The following is a 19,293-nucleotide window of genomic DNA, read 5'->3' as shown; positions in this document are numbered from 1 at the left end:
AGACGTCTCAAATGAAACATGTCCCTGTCTTCGCTTTTCATATGACGTTATTATAGTCTCCCTCTCGCTCAAAATCAAGAGTGAGTTTTAGTGCCGGCGGTTCATACCGGTCAGTTCTACTGGTGTGGTCAAAAACTTAATGCGTTCCATAATGCGTGCTGCTTTCAGCTCTTCGGATTCACCGCGCTGTGAATGCGTCAAGTGATGCTCAAGCTCACTATAATTAAAGTTAGAGGTAAACAAAACCGGAAGTCCTTCAAGCATACGATGCTGCAGAATCGTGCCGAGTATATCGTCACGAATCCAGCTCGACATCGTTTCTGCCCCAATATCGTCAATCATTAAAACAGGTGCGGATTTCACCGCTTCAATTTTCTCTCCCGTTGAATGATCGTTAAGCGACTGTTTCATTTCACGGACAAACTCCGGAAAATAAACGATCATGGATGCAATATGCTTCTCGGCCAATTCATTGGCGATAGCACCAAATAAAAAGGATTTACCGACGCCGAATTTCCCATGTATATATAAACCTTTAGAAGCCTGACCAAGCGCGTAGCTGTCAACAAAATCTTTTGCCATTGAAACCGCATCTATTCTGCTTTCATCGTCCAGCTCCACTTGATCAAATGTAGCTTTTAAAACGTCTCCCGGCATATAGAGGCTTTTCACGTGCCGGCGCAAATGTTTCATTTCATCATCCCGAATTTTACGAGAACAGCGCTTGTAATCCAGTTCAACTGCCTGGTAACGCATGGAAAGCTCCGGCTCAAAGCCCGGCATCATGTTCACACACCCGTCAAGAGATGGGCATTTCCCACAGCCGCGGCTTTGGGATACATACTCATATAGTTTGACCATCGCGCGCGTTACTTCCCGTTCACCCAGATTGTGTTCTTTAATAAATTTCTGGACTGTTTTGTCTGCCAGCACTTCCCGTTTTGTCTGCTCATATTGTTCTGCAAACCCGGGTGACGTTTTAATAATCCCGAGTGCTTCGTTAATCTTTTTCACCGGCCGACGCCCCCTCTTTCCGTTTTCTCAATTCTTCCTGCAGCTTGCGTTTCTTCGCTTCAAAGTCTTCGCTTTGTTTAGGCCGCTCTTTTTCTATGTCTTTTTCTTTTTCCTTTTCCGTAAACCAGGCTGGCAGTTTTTCCTGGCGAACTGCTTTGCGGTTTCCATAGGATGATGAGGTGCTCTTTGGCTTTGTCCATTCCTTCGGCTGCTTTTGTTCCGTTTTTGCCAGTTCAATACCCTCTTTGGCCGTTTTTACTTTTTTGCGTGCCCACTGGGCGGCAATTTTGTCCATAAAGCTTTTAGACAGCTTCATATTTGATTTCAGCATAACATATTGAATGAGCGCATTCATTACACCCGGCGTAAAATCGTACTGCAGCATCACCTGCTCAATAAGCTTCATATCTACAGATGAGGGCGCTTTATCTGATATATCGATCATCATTTGATAGGGGGTGACCGATTCACAATGAAGGATCAGCTTTTCTTCTTTTGTTTTCGGCTCACCCGCTTCTTTAAGCTCCTGGCTTCCCATGCGCGGTGTCATGTCTGGAAGGCGCCCGCCTGATTCAAACTGATAGGCATTACGCGCAGATTTCCGAAGTTCCTCCACCTCAATTTCATCCTGCTCGTTTATCGAAGACAAAACCAGGTTCTTCATATCAAGCGGTTGAATGCCATATAAAAAAGACAATTTTTTAATCGTTTCTTTAATAAAGGGGGTGAGGGCAGATGCCGGAATCAAGGCGTCTTTAAGAGCCCGTTCAAGCGCTGAAAAGTCAAAGGATTCATTTAAAACCGGTCCTGTTTTGGTTCCTTTTGAAGCGAGGCGGGTGCCCGGCTCCGGCGCACTGTCTATTTCTGCTTCCTGCATTTCTGTATACCCTGTTGAAAAAACGTCCGGAAAAGCATGGGTCACATCCTGATAATCAGGCGACTTCGGCTCCCGGTCGCAAAATATCCGCTTCAGCCTCAAAAAATGAGGACGGCCTATTTTCCGGTATAAAAAAACGTTTAAAAGACCGTCTGTAAAAAATTGGTCCGGAGCAAGAGGCGGCAGCAGCTCATAAAGAAATTCGCGGTTTTCTCCTGTTTTTTTCACATAGGTTTTCAGTAAGCCAATCCCTTCCAGCTTAAGCCGGTCTTCGTATATTTGCTGCGGACTGCAGCCGAGCGTATTCATTAAATGATAGTGCAGAGCACTCTCAGACGACAGCTTGCCGTCCTCCACCTCCGCATACATGGTCATATATAAGCTGAGTGCCTGGGCACCGATCAGCGGCTGGTACAACAGCGCGACCACTTTTTGTTCAAGGCTGTCTACACAGCCGGACACTGTCACCCTGTAAGCATCGGCGGGCTGCATTTCATTCCAGTGCCGATTCATATTCTTCACCTCAAAGTTTCTTAAATAAGAAGAAAAAAGCCCGGAGCTCTATCTCTCCCGGGAGTTTATTTTTCTTTGTTAATAATTTCTTTTAATTCATCCAAAAATACGTTAATATCTTTGAATTGCCGGTACACGGACGCAAAGCGGACATACGCTACTTCATCAATTTCTGCAAGACGGTCCATGACCATTTCACCGATTGCATCTGACTGCACTTCCGATACACCTTTTGAGCGCAGTTCCTGTTCGATATCAGCGGTCATTTTTTCAAGCGTTCCAAGCGGCACCGGCCGCTTCTCGCATGCTTTTATCAATCCGCGAAGCATTTTCTCGCGGTTAAATTCTTCGCGCATTCCTTCTTTTTTTACAACGATGAGCGGCATGTGCTCTACGCGTTCAAAAGTCGTAAACCGGTAGCCGCATTTTTCACATTCACGGCGCCGGCGGATGGAATGCCCGTCATCTGCCGGGCGCGAATCGACAACTTTCGTCCCGTTAAAACGGCAGTCAGGGCAAATCATGGCTTTAATCAACTCCGATTTTATTTATATCCTGCAATGTGCTGGTTTCGTTCTTACTCATTATCATACTAAAAAAGAGACCTTATGAAAATAAAAAAGAGGTGTATGAAAGTTCATACACCTCGTTTTGCTTACACATTTGCAGTTTCTTTAAGTTGCGTGCGTACCGGACCCATACCACGCGGCATCTCAATTGTTTCGCGTGTTTCAGCTTCAAGTGCATCTGCAATATAGTTTGCAGCAATGTTCGGATCGAGATCCCCACATGTATAAACATCAATACTTGCATATCCATGTTCCGGGAAGCTGTGAATCGTTAAATGAGACTCGGAGATAATGACGACTCCACTTACTCCTTGAGGAGCAAACTTGTGGAACGCGACTTCGCGAATTTCCGCACCTGATTTAAGAGCGGCGTCGACAAATGTTCTCTCGATGACTTCCATATCGTTTAATTTGTCAAAATTGCAGCCCCATAATTCTGAAATGACGTGACGACCCATTGTTTCCATGATCGTTCCCCCTTTTACAAAGTAGTTTTTGAATCAATTGTAAAAGTGATCACTGCCACGGGGGAAAGTTAGTCCGAAGAGGTCCTAACCCTTTAAGCATTTATTTCACAAAGTTGAGTATACGACCTGTCAAAACATTTTGCAACAAGTTTCTTTATTTTTTTCATAGAAAAAAGCCTCGGCGGGTACCGGGGCTTATGTATGAGACAATTAAGCTGAAATATAAACTTTTTTCTTCATTTGTTCTGCCACAAACTGAACAAGATCAACAACGCGGCATGAGTAGCCCCATTCATTATCGTACCAGGCAAGCACTTTTACTTTTGTTTCGCCCATGACCATCGTAGTCAGGCCATCGATCGTAGAAGAATGAGGGTTTGTATTAAAATCAACCGATACAAGCGGCTCTTCTGTAAAGCCGAGAATACCATTTAATGGACCTGCCGCTGCTTTTTGAAAGGCTTCGTTTACTTCTTCTGCTGTTACTGGCGTTTTCACATCAACTACCAAGTCTACCAGTGAAACATTAGACGTTGGCACCCGCAGGGCCATTCCATGCACTTTTCCTTTTAATTGCGGCAGCACAAGAGAAAGTGCTTTTGCTGCTCCAGTTGAAGTCGGAATAATAGACTGAGCGCAGGCACGGGCACGGCGAAGGTCTTTATGCGGGTTATCAATATTTTTTTGATCATTTGTGTACGCATGAACGGTTGTCATCAATCCGTTTTCAATACCGAATTGATCATCCAGTACTTTTGCGACCGGCGCAAGACAATTTGTTGTGCAGGATGCATTGGAAATAATATGATGATTATCAATATCAAGTACTTCTTCATTAACCCCCATCACAATAGTGACGTCTTCTTCTTTGCCCGGTGCCGTCAAAATGACTTTTTTTGCACCTGCCTGCAGGTGAAGGGCCGCTTTATCGCGGGCATTAAATTTACCTGTTGCTTCAATCACAATCTCTACCCCAAGTTTGTCCCATGGAAGCTCAAGCGGGTCACGGCTGGACAGAAGCTGCACGCGCTTTCCATTTACAATAAGCGCTTTTTCTTCAACTTCGATATCCCCTTCGAACTTTCCGTGATTCGTGTCGTATTTAAGCAAATGTGCAAGGGTTTCCGCCGGATAGCTGGCGTTTATCGCAATAATATCAAGGTTGTCCTCTAAAATAGCTTTACGAAATACCATACGGCCAATACGTCCAAATCCATTAATGGCTACTTTTGCTTTTGTCATAAATAAGGCCCTCCCGCTAATAATGTTATACTTTATATTGATTAACTGAATTTAGTATAACATATTAAACGGAAAATGGAACAAAAAATGTCCCACTAATTTTAAAAAAATTATTAAGGGACAAAAAAAGACCCGATTAAGAATCGAGTCCTAGTCGGGTCAGCCAATGCTCAAGCTGCTTTGCGGTTTCTTCTTTTGTACCACTGTTATTAATGATATCATCAGCCAGCTCTTTTTTTTCTTCAATTGGCATTTGAGATTGAATGCGGGCAGATGCTTCTTCTTCCGTGTAACCGTTTCGGTTCATCAGCCTGTGTAATTGAACAGCAGGATCAGTGTAAACAAGCAGCGTGCGGTCTGCCATCCAGGTAAGCTTACTTTCAAAAAGAAGCGGGATATCAAACACAATGGTTTTGTACCCCTTCTGGACAGCTTTATCCTTCTCAGCCATCATCCAGGACCGCACGGCAGGATGCACAATTTCATTCAGCTTCTTTCGCTTTTCTTCATCATGAAAAATAATCGAGCCGAGCTTTTGCCGGTTTAATGATCCGTCCGCACTTAACACATCACTGCCAAATGCATTCATAATTTCCTGTAAAGCTGGCTGTCCCGGCTCTACAACGGCACGGGCAGCAATATCAGCATCTATAACAGGGAAGCCTTTTTCTTTTAACATATTGCTGACCGTACTTTTTCCAGTCGCAATGCCGCCTGTTAATCCAATAATCACAGCGGACGCTCCAACGGCTGGCAGTTCAGACATATGTGCGTGCCGCGCCCGCCTGTTTTCGTTTTTACAATTTCTGCTCCGCATTCTACACATGCTTCCCCGGCACGTCCATATACATTTAATATTTCCTGGAAGGTCCCTTTTTGTCCCTGGCTGTTTACATATGTGCGAATCGTACTTCCGCCCCGCTTTACCGCTTCTGTCAGTACGGCGACCGTATGCCGGTGAATCTCTGCCGCTTCTTCCTTTGTAATCGTCCGGCCGAGCCGATGCGGATGCACGCGGGAACGAAACAGCACTTCGTCCACATAAATGTTGCCAAGCCCTGTTACAATCACTTGATCTAAAAGAGCTGTTTTTACCTGGCGTGATGTTTTTTGCAGCTTTTGATACAAATGATCGGCTGTAAAGTGTTCATCAAACGGCTCAGGACCGAGCCCTTTCAGCGAAGCCAGCTCGTGTTCGGCACCTTTCGCCGTTAAATGCATCGTACCGAATTTACGAACGTCCCGGTACCGAAGCTCCGTACCGTCTGTGAATGAAAAAACAACATGAGTATGAGGGGCTTCAGGCTCTGCAGCTTCATTTACACTAAACTTGCCTTCCATACGCAAATGGGAAATAAGCGCATAATGATCAAGCTGAAAAATTAAAAATTTCCCCCTCCGGTCGATTGACTGAATGGTTTCACCAATCACTGCATCGCGAAAAGCGTCTGCCTCGGGCTGTTTGATCATTTTCGGCCAGCGCACATCAACGCCGGCAATTGTTTTGCCCGCCGCCAGCTCGCTCAGCGTACGGCGGACTGTTTCTACTTCTGGTAATTCCGGCATGTTTCTCTCTCCTTACTTCGCATCATACCATGTTGGCCCAAATGAATAATCTACCTTCAGCGGGACATCGAGCTCAAAAGCATGCTCCATGACATCCGGCACAATTTGTTCCATTAGTTTGATTTCTTCCTTTGGCACATCAAAAATCAATTCATCATGCACCTGCAGCAGCAGCTTGGATGTTAAGCCTTCTCTCTCAAGACGTTCAGCAACGTCAATCATCGCTTTTTTAATAATATCTGCTGCGCTTCCTTGAATCGGTGTGTTCATCGCCGTACGTTCCCCAAATGAACGCAGGTTAAAGTTTCGGCTGGTGACTTCCGGAATGTAACGCCGGCGGTTTAACAATGTCGTCACATAGCCTTTTTCTTTAGCCTGGCGAATAGCCGTATCCATATATTCTTTTACACCTGGATAGGTGTTTAAATACCGTTCGATAAAAGCGGCTGCATCCTTTCTTGTAATGCCAAGACTTTGAGACAAGCCGTAATCGCTGATGCCGTAAACAATGCCGAAGTTAACGGCTTTTGCCTGTCGCCGCATATTCGATGTTACTCCGTCTTCATCTACATGAAAAACTTCCATGGCCGTGGCCGTATGAATATCAAGTCCCTGCTGAAAAGCTTCAATCAGTTTTTCATCGCCGCTTATATGTGCCAGCACCCGCAGCTCAATTTGAGAGTAGTCGGCAGCAAACATAACAGAATCCTTTTTTTCCGGCACGAATGCCTGTCGGATTTTCCGTCCTTCTTCAAGCCGGATCGGAATGTTTTGCAGGTTAGGATCAGTAGAGCTTAACCGTCCCGTCTGAGTCAAAGCCTGATTAAAGCGGGTATGGATTTTATGTGTATCCGGGTCCGCTACTTTCAGCAGTCCTTCAATATACGTAGACTGCAATTTGCCGATTTGTCGGTAATCTAAAATATGCTGTACAATTTCATGTGACGGCGCCAATTTTTCAAGAACGTCCGCCGAAGTCGAGTACCCGGTTTTTGTTTTTTTAACCGGCGGAAGACCGAGCTTTTCAAACAAAATAACGCCAAGCTGCTTCGGTGAATTTATATTAAAGTCCGTTCCAGCCAGCTGGTGAATCGTTTGTTCCATTTGTGCAAGCCGTTTTTTCAGCTCGGTTCCCATTTCATTTAACCGGTCCATATCAACCCGCACGCCTTCCGATTCCATATCGGCTAAAATGAGGGCAAGCGGAAGCTCTAATTCATCAAACAATTCATTTTGGTCATTTTCAGTCAGCTCCTGCCGGCATGTGTCATCAAGCCGGCTTAACGCTTCTGCTTTTGCACTAATATGTTTCGCATAAACAGCTTCGTCCGGAAGAGCCAGTTTTGCCCCTTTCCCATAAACGGTTTCGTCCGATGCGATGCCTGTTTCCCCATGCAGCTTCGCTACAGCAGCGAAATCTTCCGGTGATTCAGATGGGTTAATTAAATAAGACGCCAAAAACACATCAAAATCAATACCGGCCAACCCGATCCCCGAACGCCGCAGCGCAATGACCGTTCTTTTTGCATCATAAACGGTTTTACGGGCAGACGGGTTTTCCGCCCACTGCTTAAATGCCGGAGAAGACACAGCCGTTTCGCCCGGCAGAAAAATGGTTTTCCCACTTCCCGACACAGCAATACCGGCAATTGGCGCCCGGTGGTAGTTCACATCGAGCATTTCTACATATACAGCGTCCGCTTGTTCAAAATGAGATGCCTCCGGCTCCCTTACAATGGCAAAATCCACGTCTGCTGCCGGGCCGGTTTCCTCCGTACGCTGAATACTGTCAAGCAATGACTTAAATTCAAGATCCCGGTATAAATCATACAATTTATCTTGATCTGCCCCCTGATAAGCAAGCCGTTCGACTCCGAGCTCCATAGGCACCGTCCGTAAGATCGTTGCAAGCTGCTTGCTCATGACTGCTTTATCTTTATGTTCGACAAGCTTTTCCTTCAGCTTTGCACCGCTAACCTCATCAATTGACTGGATCAATTCTTCAACAGAGTGAAACTGCTTTAACAGTTTAATCGCTGTTTTTTCACCGATACCCGGCACCCCGGGGATATTGTCGGAAGCATCTCCCATCAGCCCCTTCATGTCTATGATCTGCATCGGTGTCAGGCCATATTTTTCTTCAATATGTTCAGGTGTATATTCTTCAATATCTGTTATGCCTTTGCGTGTAATGCATACAGTCGTTTTGTCTGTAGCGAGCTGTGTCAGATCTTTGTCGCCCGAATATACTTTAACCGTATATCCTTCTTTTTCCGCTTGAAGTGACAATGTCCCGATAATGTCATCGGCTTCATAGTTTTCCAATTCAAAGTAAGGAATACTGTACGCTTTCAGCAGTTCGCGCACATAAGAAAATTGTTCGGACAGCTCGGGCGGCGTTTTTTGGCGCGTCCCTTTATATTCTGTAAATGTTTTGTGGCGAAAAGTCGTTTTCCCCGCATCAAAGGCAACCAGTATATGAGTCGGCTGTTCGTCTTTCACCATTTTATTAAGCATCATCGCAAAGCCATATACGGCATTTGTATGCACGCCTTTTGAATTACTTAAAAGCGGCAATGCAAAAAAAGCCCGATATGCAATGCTGTTTCCGTCAATAAGCACTAATTTTTTTTCCATACATCCTCCTTGGCATTCATAGTACATGCACCTCAAAAAGCGCCAAGCGCCCCTTATCGGCAGCAGGCGTAAGAATGGAGCAGAAGTTAACAGCATCCGGCTGCCGTACCTTGTGACCCCTTTTCCTGTAAGCCCTCAGGCACCCGGCGCTACATATTCGTCAGTAAAAAAGCCGTTGTTTTTCTTTTTTATTCTACCATGCACGGCAGAAAAAAAGAAAACAACGGCTTGTTTGTTTTTCGGAAAAAAAAGCGGCGGAGAGCCATCAACTAAGCGCCTCCGCCAAACAAAAGCTGGATAAAGGGGTTGATATTTATACTATACCAGTTCAATATAAAATAAATGTAAACGGTTCGTTAATCTTTTGTAAAATCATTCCGCAAATTCTTGATGAACGAAACAGTAAATGTCGTTCCTTCATTCAGCTTGCTTTCCACGTTAATTTTCCCGTGATGGGCTTCCATAATATGTTTAACAATGGCAAGTCCAAGCCCTGTTCCGCCTGAATCCCGGCTCCGCGCTTTATCCACACGGTAAAACCGTTCAAAAATACGCGGCAGCTCCGCTTTTTCAATTCCAATACCGGTATCAGAAACTTTTACATCCACCACCTGGTCCGACTCGCTTGCATCCACGAAAATCTGCCCGCCTTTTGGTGTGTATAAAATGGCATTTGTAATGAGGTTAACAAATACCTGCTTAAGCCGGTATTCATCTCCTTGAATAACCAGATGGTCAGACACGTTCATTTGAAGGGCAATATCTTTTGCTTCCAGACGACTTTCAAGCGTGACAATCACTTCACTCAACAGTTTTTTCAACGGCACTGCTGTTAAATTAAGCGTAAGTCCTTTCTGCTCAATTTTGGAAAGGTCGAGTAAATCGGCCACAAGTCTTTCCATGCGGCCGCTTTCTTTCCAGATAATCTCCAGAAACATCTTTGCCGCATCCGGGTCATTCAGCGCACCGTCCAGCAATGTTTCTGAAAAGCCTTTGATTGAGGTGATCGGTGTTTTTAATTCATGGGACACATTGGCAACAAAATCCTTACGCATTTGTTCCAAATGCTTAATTTCCGTAATGTCATGGTACACGACGAGAATCCCTTTCCATTCGTCATTTGTACCGATAATCGGGGCCCCTGATACTTCAATGTCCTTCTCTTCAAGATCAAACGTCATTTTAATTTGCCGGCGGACATTTTTCTCTGTCATAAAAACATCCTCGACAATTTTAATCACGTCTTCTTGGGTAATGACCTCATAATACCGTTTTTTAATGATGCGGCCAGTGCTGTACATTTTTTTAAAAGACCGGTTCGCCATCACAATATAGCCGCGGTCATCAATAAGCAGAAGCCCGCTTTCAATGTTTTCAATCAACGTTGTCAGGCGATTTTGATGAACTTCCTGCGCCTGCATCATTTCTTGAAGGTTTCTTGCTAATATGTTAATCGACGTACTGAGCATTCCCATCTCATCAGGAGGCGTTTCATATGTTCTCGCCCTATAGTTACCCTTTGCCAGCTCAATGGCCACCATAGCTGCCGATTCAATTGGCTTTACATACCGGGTTGTAATTTTGGTCCCGATTAAAATAATCAAGAGCAGGGACAGTCCAAGCGAAGTCAGCAAAATCGCCCAAATTTGGCCGTATATTTCATCGAGCGCATCGACCCGCATACTCACAATGACGTAGCCTTCCTGCTCTCCCGTTTTTGTTAAAATAGGTGTCCAGTGGTACTGAACATCCATTTTACGCATTAAGGAGGTTTGGTAGTTTTTTTCATTTAAAGTTTCTGAGATACGGTGGGCGATATCCCGGTGCACGGCGTTTTCTTCTTCATCTGTCCCGCCGCTGTCATAAAGAAGATCTCCATTGTTATCCGCCACACTCAAACGCGTATCCATCTGCTCGCTCCATTTGTCGAGCACCACCGGATTAATTGCTTCTGTTCCTCCCCAATCTTCCACTGCACCGGCTAGCAGGGAGGTTTCCCGCTCAAGCCGGTCATTAATGGTAGCAAGATAGTAAGATTTAAACATTTGACCAAGCCAGATTCCCAAAGCGGCCAAAACAGCCGCAATCAAAATAAAAAGCGACAGAATGAGTTTTGCCCGGAAATTGATCACGCTTCTTTCGGCTCTTCCAGTTTATATCCAAGTCCGCGGATTGTTTTAATATACTGCGGTTTTTTCGTATTTTCTTCCATCTTATCTCTTAAATGGCTGATGTGAACATCTACAATACGGGTATCCCCGACAAAGTCATATTTCCAGACTGCCGCAAGAAGCTGGTCACGTGTCAGCACTCTCGTTTTGTTTTCTGCTAAAAACAGCAGCAGTTCAAATTCCTTTGGTGTTAAATCCAGCAGGTTTTCCTTGTAATACGCTTCATATTTTTCAGGATAAAGCTTTAAGTCCGCCACTTTAATTAAGGCACTGTCCTCTTCTTCCTCAATAACTGGTTCTGCCGGCGGCAGCTGCACGCGGCGCAAAATCGCTTTTACGCGTGCAATCAGTTCTCTTGGACTGAACGGTTTTGTCATATAGTCATCTGCCCCAAGTTCAAGACCAAGCACCTTATCAAATTCTTCATCTTTTGCTGTCAGCATTAAAATAGGCGTAGCAACCCGCCTTTGCCGCAAGTCCTTGCACACTTCCATGCCATCGAACTTTGGCAGCATCCAATCTAAAATAATTAAATCTGCAGACACAGACTCCGCTTTTTGAAGAGCTTCCTCTCCATCACAAGCGGTGTCCACTTCAAAACCTGCCTGCTCCAGATTATATTTAATTAACGTGACAATAGATGGTTCATCATCTACAACCAAAATTTTCTTCATATGACCCTCCTGATTCAAATGTCTATCTTTCATTATAGCGAAGAAATCCTACCCGATAAAGTGCTGTTCTGCATAAAAAAAGAACCTGCCGTATTACGGCAGGTTCTTTTTTTGCACTTGATTTAAGAAAGAACAGACATCACGCTGCGTACAGCTTCAGCAGATCTGTCAAGACCTGCTTGCTCTTCTGCAGTTAATTCAAGCTCAATGATTTTTTCAATGCCGTTGCCGCCTAGAATGGTCGGAACGCCTAAATATAAATCATTGTAGCCATACTCACCTTCGAGATACGCAATTGCCGGCAAAATGCGGCGCTGATCTTTTAAAATCGCTTCAGTCATTTCAACAAGTGACGCAGCCGGTGCGTAATACGCTGAACCGTTGCCTAAAAGCTGGACAATTTCACCGCCGCCTTTACGCGTACGCTCAACAATGGCATCTAGGCGGTCCTTTGGAATAAGTGTTTCAAGCGGAATCCCGCCTGCGTAAGAATAGCGTACGAGCGGAACCATGTCGTCTCCGTGCCCGCCAAGAACAAATCCTGTAATGTCTTTTACAGAAATCTTAAGCTCTTGTGCAACGAATGTGCGGAAACGAGCTGTATCCAGGACACCTGATTGGCCGATTACACGGCTTTTCGGGAAGCCCGATTCTTTTAAAACGGTGTATGTCATCGCATCAACCGGGTTTGTTAAAACGATAATTGTACAGTTTGGAGAATATTTTACAATTTCAGACGTAACAGATTTCATAACCTTTTGGTTTGTTTGAACAAGATCGTCACGGCTCATGCCTGGTTTGCGTGCAATACCTGCTGTAATAATGACGATATCTGAATCTGCTGTTTCAGCATAATCAGACGTGCCGGTAATATTTGCATCAAATCCTTGGACAGGGCTTGCTTCAAGCATATCAAGTGCTTTGCCTTTTGTTGGGCCCTCTGCCTGCGGGATATCGACAAGAACAACGTCTGCCAGCTCTTTTTGCGCCAGAAGAAATGCCGTTGTAGCACCAGTAAAGCCGCCCCCGATTACAGAAACCTTTTTACGGTTATATGCTGTCATAATAAAACTCCTCCTTTAATTATGGTGGAACCAAATATTATGCAAGATGCTCTCCTTTTGGGGAGAGCATCAATCAACATTACAGGTTTTTAATCAATTCGTCTGCGAACTCAGAACATTTAACTTCTGTTGCCCCGTCCATTAAGCGGGCAAAGTCATATGTAACAACCTTCGAAGAAATTGTTTTTTCAACTGATTTTGTAATCGCAGTTGCTGCTTCATTCCAGCCAAGGTGCTCAAGAAGCAAAACGCCTGACAACAAAACAGATGATGGATTTACTTTATCAAGACCTGCATATTTCGGCGCAGTACCGTGTGTTGCTTCGAAAATTGCATGGCCAGTTTCATAGTTGATATTGGCACCTGGTGCGATTCCAATTCCGCCTACTTGAGCTGCAAGCGCATCAGAAATATAGTCTCCGTTCAAGTTCATTGTCGCTACGACATCAAACTCTTTCGGACGAGTTAAAATTTGTTGTAAGAAGATATCGGCAATAGAATCTTTTACGATAATTTTGCCTGCAGCTTCCGCTTCAGATTGTGCTTTGTTTGCGGCTTCTGTGCCTTCAGCTTCTTTGATTTTGTCGTATTGTGCCCAAGTGAACACTTTATCGCCAAATTCTTTTTCAGCAAGCTCATAGCCCCAGTTTTTAAATGCACCTTCTGTGAATTTCATGATGTTGCCTTTGTGAACAAGCGTTAAAGATTTACGGCCTTCTTTGATTGCGTAGTTGATCGCCGCACGCACCAGACGCTGTGTTCCTTCTTTTGATACAGGTTTAATACCAATACCAGATGTTTCAGGGAAACGGATTTTGTTAACGCCCATTTCGTTTTTCAAGAACTCGATCACTTTTTTCACTTCATCTGATCCTTCAGCATACTCAATACCTGCATAAATATCTTCTGTGTTTTCACGGAAGATGACCATATCAGTATCTTCAGGACGTTTTACTGGTGAAGGTACGCCATCGAAATAACGAACAGGACGAAGGCATGTGAAAAGATCCAATTCCTGGCGAAGTGCTACGTTCAATGAACGGATTCCGCCGCCAACTGGCGTTGTAAGTGGACCTTTAATTGCGATCAAATACTCGTCAATTTGCTCAAGCGTTTCTTTTGGAAGCCATTCGCCTGTTTGGTTAAAGGCTTTTTCACCCGCAAGAACTTCTTTCCAAACGATTTTCTTTTCGCCATTGTACGCTTTTTCAACCGCTGCATCTAAAACGCGTGAAGCAGCTGCCCAAATATCAGGGCCAATTCCATCGCCTTCAATAAAAGGAACGATTGGATTGTTTGGTACATTTAGTACGCCATCTTGCATTGAAATTTTTTCGCCTTGAGTCATCTTGCCTTTCCCTCCAATTCCATGTTCAAAGGCTAGAGAAAATTTCTCTAACCCGTGTTTACCATCTTTCATATTACACTAGTTATTTATTTTTTTGCAAATGCTTTCTTAATTATACACGTTCGCCAATAGGTACGTATTTTTGCATATCCGGACCTGTATATTCAGCTCTCGGACGGATCAGTCTGTTGTTGGCATACTGTTCAAGAATATGTGCAATCCATCCCGATGCACGGCTTACAGCAAAGATAGGCGTGAACAAATCATGCTCAATACCAAGGCTGTGATAAACGGATGCTGAATAGAAGTCTACGTTTGGCGGCAGGTTTTTGCTTCCTGTAACAAGACTTTCAATTTCGATAGACATGTTATAAAGCTCTGCTTCACCGTTTTGCTCTGTTAAACGCTTAGACATTTCACGAAGGTGTTTAGCCCGTGGATCGCCCTGGCGGTATACGCGGTGACCGAAGCCCATGATCTTTTCTTTGTTATTGAGTTTCTCAAGAATATACGGTTCTACATTATCTGCTGAACCGATTTCTGTAAGCATTTTCATAACCTGCTCATTTGCGCCGCCATGAAGAGGCCCTTTTAAAGCGCCAAGAGCTGCAGTTACACCTGAATACATATCTGACAAAGTAGCGACACATACACGGGCTGTAAAAGTAGACGCATTAAGCTCATGATCTGCGTGAAGAACAAGGGCTTTATCAAATGCTTCAACTTCTACGGCTGTTGGTTCATTACCAGAAAGCATATACAAGAAGTTTGCGGCAATACCGTACTCCTTTTTCGGTGCAATCGGCTCTTCCCCTTTACGAATGCGTGAGAATGCTGTCACAAGCGCCGGAATCTTCGCCTGGATGCGAATGGCTTTGCGGTAGTTGGCTTCATCTGTCATAACATCAGCTTCTTCATCGTAAAGGCCAAGCAGTGACACAGATGAACGAAGCGCCGCCATTGGATGAACTTTCTCAATTGGATACATTTTAAAATGATCCAAAATTTCTTTTGGAATGGTATAGTTTTCCGAAAGCTGCTCTTTCAGTTCATCCAGCTGCGCTTGTGTTGGAAGACGGCGATGCCAAAGTAAATAAATTACTTCTTCAAAGCTTGCATTCTCTGTCAGATCATCAATATTGTATCCTGCGTATGTAAGTGTGTCATCAATGATAGAGCTGACAGATGATGTTGTAGCCACTACTCCCTCGAGTCCGCGTGCAGTAGTCATAATTATCTCTCCTTCGCTTGTTTATTTCCCCGTTACCCGCTTTTTTATTTGTATATGTATGCCGAGCAACTGCTCAGTACCATTTTATAAATAAAAAAGCATATGTAAATTACGTGCTCCTTTTAAAACAAAATTACTTAAATGTTCAAAAAGGTGTGCGCTTACATTGCTTATTATAAACAATGTGAGCAAGTTTGTGAATCAAAACGTGCCAAATTGTTCGAATTTTTTTGAAAACAGTAAAATTCCGGGCGTAACATACCCGGAATTTATGGTATTATAGTAAGTTTTAGTTTAAAAGTCAGACCGTCTGTTCATTCTGTCCGCTGTTTTGTAAGCATCATAAATGCCCCAGATCCATACAAGCGGATAAGTGATAAACCCAATCAGCACAAACATCAAGGCTGCATTAATCATCTGCACAACAATTAAAATTAAACCTTTCATAATCTGGCCGTTATAAATTTGCCCGACACCCGTCCAGAATACACTTAAGACAGCGGCAATACCCGGATTTTTGTTTAACAACACATCCAGCTCCTTTTTATCTTATTGTGTATTCATACGGTGAAGTATTGAAAAAGTTTCATTTTTTCTGCTAAAGTACAGAAAACACCTTCATTGCATAATACGCGATGCCGGCACCAATTAACGGCCCGACTGGAACTCCATTAAAAAGAGCGACTGCTAATACGGTGCCAAGCACCAGCGCTGTTGTAATATGGGGATCATCGGCTAAAAGCACGATTCCTCCTTTTGCAATGAGCGCTACTAAAATGCCTGCTGTAAGGGCGATCCAGGCATACGGTGATTTCAGAGCCGCGCCCAATTCCCTAAAGCCAATCGCCCCTGTTGCAATGGGGACGAGTACCGCAATGGTGATTACCGTAACCCCCCAGTTTATTCCGTTTTTCTGCATCATATCAAACCACTTCAGATCGAGGCCTATTGCTTTTAAGGCCAGTAAGAATGCCGAAGCAATAAGCAATGATTGGTTTTTGGCTACAATGCTGATCACTGTCAGCAGAAGCAAAAATAAAAACGCCTGCATAACTTCACTCCTAAAAAAAGACGCATGGCCGTGCCCTTTTTCTCATACGAGTAGTATAGAAACGGGGGCATGTACCATGCGGATCATTGTTCAATATCTTATTGCCAGTGCAATTTTTCTGCTTATTTACTGGCTCCTGCCAATTTTCAAGCCATTTTTAGCTGGGGCATTTTTTGCCGCTGTGTTACATAGACCAGCCCACTTTATTCAAAGGAAAACGAATGCCTCCCGGACAGTGGCTGTATGTGTATCAATGGTCTGGATTCTTCTGCTTCTGTCAGCGGGGTGCCTGCTGTTCGCCTGGATTAGCGCCCGGACCGTTTCCCATCTGCATACGGTGATTCCTCATTATATTCCTATTGCCGTTATACATTTGGAGCAGCTGCTTCAAAGCATGATGAATTTTTTAACCAAAGACCAGCTTGCTCTTTTGCTGCAATATCTGCACACGGTCGAAACGGCGGCTGCTCACACCGTTGAGGAATCCGCTGGAAAGTGGCTTCTTGCAGGCACTTTTTACTTTCTCTCACTTCCAGGTACAGCTACCCAATTGCTGATTGCTCTGCTGGCTGCTTTTTTCATGGCAAAAGACGGCTCTTTTTTCCTCTCTCTTTTGCCCGAATCCATCCGTGCCAAAACAGCCCGTGCAGCCAATACCTTTTCTTTTTCCTTGTACGCCTATGGATACGCACAATTAAAGCTGTTTACTGTTACTTTTACAGCAGCATGCGCAGGCTTTTTTCTGCTGGGTACTCCACATATACTGGAGCTGGCTTTTTTAACAGCCGTTCTTGAGTTTATTCCCATTGTCGGCTCTATCCTTTTGTTTGTACCCTGGATTTTCTTCTGCCTTCTTACTGGACAAACCCACGCAGCCATTTTCACTGCTGTTTTATATACGACCCTTGTTCTTGTACGCCAGCTGCTTGAACCGAAGCTTGTTTCCGATTCAGCGGGTCTTCATCCCCTGGCCGTTTTGTTTGCAGCATTTGCAGGCTACCATTTAACCGGCATTTTCGGGCTCATCACAGCACCCTTATTTTTGCTTCTTGGTTTGTCTATCCATCAAGCTGGTTTGTTTTTTACAAAACGTTAGCGTGACCGTTGTAAATAATACCGCGTGCCGCATCTACTGTAATTTCCTGTCCATCTGAGAACGTATTAAGGGCTCCCTCAACATCCACGATAACCGGAATGCCAAGATTGATGCCAACTACAGCTGCATGGCTTGTTAACCCGCCTTCTTCTGTAATAAGGGCACTGCATTTTTCAATGGCAGGCATCATTTCACGATCTGTTCCGTATGTGACAAGAATATCGCCCGGCTTTACTTTTTCAATGGCTTCAGAAGCTGTTTTAGCTGTCACAACTCTTCCATATGCTGAATGACGGCCGATACCTTGTGCTTTCACAAGAATGTCACCAACAACATGAATTTTCATTAAGTTCGTTGTTCCAGATTCACCTACCGGTACACCCGCTGTAATAACAACAAGCTCACCGTGGCTGATCAGCCCTTCATCAAGGCAGTGGACAATCGCGTTATCCAGCATATCATCTGTTGAAGACACACTAAGCCCCATTACCGGGAATACGCCCCAGACAAGTGATAAGCTTCTCATTACGCGTTCGCTGTCTGTTACAGCATAGATAGATGCTTTAGAACGGTAACGTGAAATCATCCGTGCAGTATGTCCGCTTGACGTTGGCGCGATAATCGCTTTTACTTCCAATGCTTCCGCCGTTTTAGCTACAGACTGGCCAATAGCGTCTGTCATAGTCATACGGCCTGTATTGTTGCGGCGGCGAGGCGGAATATCTCTCATTTGCAGCTCTGCTTCCGCGCGGACTGCGATGTTGTGCATCGTTTTTACTGCTTCAAGCGGATATGCACCGGCTGCTGTTTCACCTGACAGCATAATCGCATCTGTTCCATCAAAAATCGCATTTGCTACGTCACTTGCTTCCGCACGTGTTGGACGCGGATTACGCTGCATAGAATCAAGCATTTGTGTAGCCGTAATAACTGGTTTGCCAAGGAGATTACACTTTTTAATCAGTTGCTTTTGCACAATCGGCACTTCTTCAGCCGGAATTTCCACACCAAGATCACCACGTGCAACCATCAGCCCGTCTGATACTTCAAGAATGTCATCGATGTTATCAACACCTTCTTGGTTTTCAATTTTCGGGATGATTTGAATGTGAGTAGCATTGTTTTTTTCCAGCAGCTCACGAATATCCAATACGTCAGATGTGCGGCGTACAAAAGAAGCAGCGATAAAGTCGACACCCTGCTCGATACCAAAACGGATATCGTCCGCATCTTTTTCTGTAATACCCGGCAATTTAACAGAAACGCCTGGTACGTTTACACCTTTTTTATTTTTTAATGTACCGCTGTTTAAAATTCGAACGCCGATTTCGCCTTTTTCACGATCAATGCCTGTAACTAAAAGACCAATCAAGCCGTCATCAAGCAAAATACTTGAACCTGGCTCCACATCATCAATCAAACCTGAGTAAGTAATCGAAAACTTTTCAGGTGTCCCCAATACTTCTGTCATGGAAATTACAGCATCTTTGCCGCTTTCAAGATCAATGGCTCCGTTTTCCATGTTATGTGTGCGAATTTCAGGACCTTTTGTATCGAGTAAAATCGCAACAGTTTTCCCTGTGTTTTTTGCTGCTTGGCGAATGTTTTGAATACGCGCTCCATGCTCTTCATGGCTTCCGTGAGAAAAGTTTAAGCGTGCAACATTCATGCCTGCGTTCATTAATGATTGAAGCGTTTCAAGGCTTTCGCTTGCTGGTCCAATTGTACAGACGATTTTCGTTTTTTGCATTGATAGTTCCTCCATTTTTGTGA

General features: G+C 44.3%; 17 protein-coding genes and 1 other annotated feature (1 of these 18 cut by a window edge). Of the genes, 1 reads left to right on the top strand and 16 read right to left on the bottom strand.

Features of this window, described 5'->3' with window-relative positions; translation table 11 throughout:
* Positions 1-40 (bottom strand) — a binding site (T-box leader) (it extends 180 nt beyond the left edge of the window).
* Positions 41-87: 47 nt separating this feature from the next.
* The 15 genes from dnaI to L2D08_RS08135 form a co-directional block, all read right to left on the bottom strand.
* A complete protein-coding gene (gene dnaI / locus L2D08_RS08205) occupies positions 88-1,014 on the bottom strand; it encodes a primosomal protein DnaI (protein WP_242233278.1) in 927 nt (308 codons plus the stop codon).
* On the bottom strand, positions 1,001-2,404 hold the full coding sequence (locus L2D08_RS08200) for a replication initiation and membrane attachment family protein (protein WP_242233277.1): 1,404 nt from the start codon (positions 2,402-2,404) through the stop codon (positions 1,001-1,003). Before L2D08_RS08200 ends, dnaI begins: the two co-directional genes overlap by 14 nt.
* A 65-nt stretch (positions 2,405-2,469) precedes the next feature.
* The gene (nrdR, locus tag L2D08_RS08195) at positions 2,470-2,928 is read right to left on the bottom strand and encodes a transcriptional regulator NrdR (RefSeq protein WP_242233276.1); all 459 of its coding nucleotides are present in this window, start codon (positions 2,926-2,928) and stop codon (positions 2,470-2,472) included.
* A 131-nt stretch (positions 2,929-3,059) separates the two neighbouring features.
* Positions 3,060-3,440 carry an adenosylmethionine decarboxylase gene (gene speD, locus L2D08_RS08190; protein WP_242233275.1) on the bottom strand — a complete coding sequence of 127 codons (381 nt, stop codon included), beginning with the start codon at positions 3,438-3,440 and terminating at the stop codon, positions 3,060-3,062.
* A gap of 210 nt (positions 3,441-3,650) precedes the next feature.
* Positions 3,651-4,682, bottom strand: coding sequence for a glyceraldehyde-3-phosphate dehydrogenase (locus L2D08_RS08185; protein ID WP_242233274.1), 1,032 nt, complete (start codon positions 4,680-4,682; stop codon positions 3,651-3,653).
* Between the two features lie 136 nt (positions 4,683-4,818).
* Positions 4,819-5,448 (bottom strand): dephospho-CoA kinase, encoded by a 630-nt coding sequence (coaE, locus tag L2D08_RS08180; RefSeq protein WP_242233273.1) that lies wholly within the window; start codon positions 5,446-5,448, stop codon positions 4,819-4,821.
* Positions 5,412-6,248, bottom strand: coding sequence for a DNA-formamidopyrimidine glycosylase (gene mutM / locus L2D08_RS08175; protein WP_242233272.1), 837 nt, complete (start codon positions 6,246-6,248; stop codon positions 5,412-5,414). Before mutM ends, coaE begins: the two co-directional genes overlap by 37 nt.
* A 12-nt stretch (positions 6,249-6,260) precedes the next feature.
* A complete protein-coding gene (gene polA / locus L2D08_RS08170; protein WP_242233271.1) occupies positions 6,261-8,885 on the bottom strand; it encodes a DNA polymerase I in 2,625 nt (874 codons plus the stop codon).
* A gap of 356 nt (positions 8,886-9,241) precedes the next feature.
* The gene (gene pnpS / locus L2D08_RS08165; RefSeq protein WP_242233270.1) at positions 9,242-11,017 is read right to left on the bottom strand and encodes a two-component system histidine kinase PnpS; all 1,776 of its coding nucleotides are present in this window, start codon (positions 11,015-11,017) and stop codon (positions 9,242-9,244) included.
* The gene (locus tag L2D08_RS08160) at positions 11,014-11,730 is read right to left on the bottom strand and encodes a response regulator transcription factor (protein ID WP_242233269.1); all 717 of its coding nucleotides are present in this window, start codon (positions 11,728-11,730) and stop codon (positions 11,014-11,016) included. The genes pnpS and L2D08_RS08160 overlap by 4 nt, the downstream gene beginning before the upstream one ends.
* Positions 11,731-11,852: 122 nt before the next feature.
* Positions 11,853-12,794 (bottom strand): malate dehydrogenase, encoded by a 942-nt coding sequence (gene mdh, locus L2D08_RS08155; RefSeq protein ID WP_242233268.1) that lies wholly within the window; start codon positions 12,792-12,794, stop codon positions 11,853-11,855.
* Between the two features lie 79 nt (positions 12,795-12,873).
* Positions 12,874-14,142 carry an NADP-dependent isocitrate dehydrogenase gene (gene icd, locus L2D08_RS08150; RefSeq protein WP_242233267.1) on the bottom strand — a complete coding sequence of 423 codons (1,269 nt, stop codon included), beginning with the start codon at positions 14,140-14,142 and terminating at the stop codon, positions 12,874-12,876.
* A 112-nt stretch (positions 14,143-14,254) separates the two neighbouring features.
* Positions 14,255-15,373 (bottom strand): citrate synthase, encoded by a 1,119-nt coding sequence (citZ, locus tag L2D08_RS08145; RefSeq protein ID WP_242233266.1) that lies wholly within the window; start codon positions 15,371-15,373, stop codon positions 14,255-14,257.
* Between the two features lie 294 nt (positions 15,374-15,667).
* Positions 15,668-15,901: a hypothetical protein gene (locus L2D08_RS08140; RefSeq protein WP_242233265.1), complete on the bottom strand. Its 234-nt coding sequence runs from the start codon at positions 15,899-15,901 to the stop codon at positions 15,668-15,670.
* A gap of 70 nt (positions 15,902-15,971) precedes the next feature.
* Positions 15,972-16,424: a DUF441 domain-containing protein gene (locus L2D08_RS08135; RefSeq protein WP_242233264.1), complete on the bottom strand. Its 453-nt coding sequence runs from the start codon at positions 16,422-16,424 to the stop codon at positions 15,972-15,974.
* 76 nt (positions 16,425-16,500) lie between these two features.
* Here L2D08_RS08135 and L2D08_RS08130 point away from each other — a divergent pair, with 76 nt between their 5' ends.
* Positions 16,501-17,520, top strand: coding sequence for an AI-2E family transporter (locus L2D08_RS08130; protein ID WP_242233263.1), 1,020 nt, complete (start codon positions 16,501-16,503; stop codon positions 17,518-17,520).
* Here L2D08_RS08130 and pyk read toward each other — a convergent pair.
* The gene (pyk, locus tag L2D08_RS08125) at positions 17,507-19,270 is read right to left on the bottom strand and encodes a pyruvate kinase (RefSeq protein WP_242233262.1); all 1,764 of its coding nucleotides are present in this window, start codon (positions 19,268-19,270) and stop codon (positions 17,507-17,509) included. The two genes, L2D08_RS08130 and pyk, sit on opposite strands and share 14 nt — an antisense overlap.
* Between the last annotated feature and the right edge of the window lie 23 nt (positions 19,271-19,293).

The organism is Domibacillus sp. PGB-M46 (genome assembly GCF_022668875.1).
Lineage (GTDB): Bacteria > Bacillota > Bacilli > Bacillales > Domibacillaceae > Domibacillus.
The sequence above is the reverse complement of the archived record's forward strand: the minus strand, read 5'-3'. Positions and strand labels throughout refer to the sequence as shown.

What these genes read in the sequence shown, in the direction of transcription:
- L2D08_RS08200 (WP_242233277.1), bottom strand. Translation starts at nt 2,404, where the DNA reads ATGAATCGGCACTGGAATGAAATGCAGCCCGCCGATGCTTACAGGGTG.
- nrdR (WP_242233276.1), bottom strand. Translation starts at nt 2,928, where the DNA reads ATGATTTGCCCTGACTGCCGTTTTAACGGGACGAAAGTTGTCGATTCG.
- speD (WP_242233275.1), bottom strand. Translation starts at nt 3,440, where the DNA reads ATGGAAACAATGGGTCGTCACGTCATTTCAGAATTATGGGGCTGCAAT.
- L2D08_RS08185 (WP_242233274.1), bottom strand. Translation starts at nt 4,682, where the DNA reads ATGACAAAAGCAAAAGTAGCCATTAATGGATTTGGACGTATTGGCCGT.
- coaE (WP_242233273.1), bottom strand. Translation starts at nt 5,448, where the DNA reads ATGTCTGAACTGCCAGCCGTTGGAGCGTCCGCTGTGATTATTGGATTA.
- mutM (WP_242233272.1), bottom strand. Translation starts at nt 6,248, where the DNA reads ATGCCGGAATTACCAGAAGTAGAAACAGTCCGCCGTACGCTGAGCGAG.
- polA (WP_242233271.1), bottom strand. Translation starts at nt 8,885, where the DNA reads ATGGAAAAAAAATTAGTGCTTATTGACGGAAACAGCATTGCATATCGG.
- L2D08_RS08160 (WP_242233269.1), bottom strand. Translation starts at nt 11,730, where the DNA reads ATGAAGAAAATTTTGGTTGTAGATGATGAACCATCTATTGTCACGTTA.
- mdh (WP_242233268.1), bottom strand. Translation starts at nt 12,794, where the DNA reads ATGACAGCATATAACCGTAAAAAGGTTTCTGTAATCGGGGGCGGCTTT.
- icd (WP_242233267.1), bottom strand. Translation starts at nt 14,142, where the DNA reads ATGACTCAAGGCGAAAAAATTTCAATGCAAGATGGCGTACTAAATGTA.
- citZ (WP_242233266.1), bottom strand. Translation starts at nt 15,373, where the DNA reads ATGACTACTGCACGCGGACTCGAGGGAGTAGTGGCTACAACATCATCT.
- L2D08_RS08135 (WP_242233264.1), bottom strand. Translation starts at nt 16,424, where the DNA reads ATGCAGGCGTTTTTATTTTTGCTTCTGCTGACAGTGATCAGCATTGTA.
- L2D08_RS08130 (WP_242233263.1), top strand. Translation starts at nt 16,501, where the DNA reads ATGCGGATCATTGTTCAATATCTTATTGCCAGTGCAATTTTTCTGCTT.
- pyk (WP_242233262.1), bottom strand. Translation starts at nt 19,270, where the DNA reads ATGCAAAAAACGAAAATCGTCTGTACAATTGGACCAGCAAGCGAAAGC.